This is a genomic window from Pseudomonas sp. P5_B2 (assembly GCF_056400445.1).
The window spans coordinates 1-1,188 of sequence record NZ_JBFULH010000996.1 but is presented as its reverse complement, the minus strand read 5'-3'; the positions used below and the strand labels follow the sequence as shown (position 1 = coordinate 1,188).

The 1,188-nt window shown below is 55.9% G+C and carries 3 protein-coding genes; 1 reads left to right on the top strand and 2 read right to left on the bottom strand.

The features are described 5' to 3' along the window. Positions 1–610 (top strand): AI-2E family transporter (locus tag AC1DRJ_RS28635; RefSeq protein ID WP_477805102.1); only part of this gene is annotated, 610 nt, incomplete at its 5' end. Here the strand turns inward: AC1DRJ_RS28635 and AC1DRJ_RS28630 are convergent. Together AC1DRJ_RS28630 and AC1DRJ_RS28625 are read right to left on the bottom strand one after the other, a co-directional pair. After that, positions 607–789, bottom strand: a complete 183-nt coding sequence (locus tag AC1DRJ_RS28630) for a hypothetical protein (protein ID WP_477805101.1) — start codon at positions 787–789, stop codon at positions 607–609. The genes AC1DRJ_RS28635 and AC1DRJ_RS28630 overlap by 4 nt on opposite strands. A gap of 100 nt (positions 790–889) precedes the next feature. After that, positions 890–1,084 carry a hypothetical protein gene (locus AC1DRJ_RS28625; RefSeq protein ID WP_007944773.1) on the bottom strand — a complete coding sequence of 65 codons (195 nt, stop codon included), beginning with the start codon at positions 1,082–1,084 and terminating at the stop codon, positions 890–892. Positions 1,085–1,188 lie beyond the last annotated feature (104 nt).

Genomic DNA, 1,188 nt, shown 5'->3' with positions numbered 1-1,188 from the left:
GTTCAGTTTCGGCCAGGGTACGTTTGATTTTGTGGTGAGCTTTTTCATCATGCTCTACATGTTGTATTTCTTTTTGCGCGACGGTGCCGAGCTGGCACGCGAAGTTCGCGCAGCCGTGCCGTTGCAGGAACACCAAAAGCGTCGGTTGCAACTCAAGTTCAATCGGGTGGTGCGGGCAACAGTAAAAGGCAACCTGTTGGTGGCAATCACGCAGGGCGCTTTAGGTGGCTTGATTTTCTGGTTTCTGGACATCCCGAGCGTGTTGCTCTGGGCGGTGCTGATGGCATTTTTGTCGCTGTTGCCAGCGGTGGGGGCGGGGATCATCTGGGCGCCGGCGGCGGCGTTTTTCCTGCTCGGCGGGGCGATCTGGGAGGGCGTGGTGTTGGGGCTGTACGGGATTTTTGTGATCGGTCTGGTGGATAACGTGCTGCGCCCGATCCTGGTGGGCAAGGACACCAAGATGCCGGACTATTTGATTCTCATCTCGACCCTGGGCGGTCTGGCGATCTTTGGCCTCAACGGTTTTGTCATCGGGCCATTGATTGCAGCCTTGTTCATGTCGAGCTGGGGCATTTACCTTGAAACCAAACCGAAGGTCCAGCTGCCTTAGGCGCTGAGCTGGCTCTGGTCGATACGTAGCGACAAAGCCTGGGCGTCCGGCAGCGAGGTGAGCGGACCAGTGATGGGTTCACCGTCCTGCACCAGATACCAGCAGGCGAGCAACCCCAGCGCTCTAAGCGGTGCGGGAACGGCGCTGCCGATAACGGACATGATCTGAATCTGGGACATAAGTACCTCCATCAATCGATGGAGGTACCTTACGGACTTGGCGCAGAAACGGAAAATCAACGCTTTCGATAGTCGTCATTGACGCCGATGACTGATGGCCTCAATCGACGACCAGATCGAGCATATGAACCACTTCGTGCTCATTGAGCAGGCCTTTGCGCACCAGGTTTTCCGCCAGCAGGGAAAGGAACTTCGCGCTGCGATGGCCTTCCAGGTGCTTGAGTTCGGTCAATGCGTTGTACACCTTGCTGGAAGTGCACAAGCCGACAATGCGGTGTGGGTTTTGTGTAGGCATGAGGTCGTCCTTGTTGTTATTGACCTGTTGTTTGCGGACAGATCCAAGCTTGCGGACCTGACATGACATAAATATGACTGTTTGGCCCAAGGCGGGGATGATTC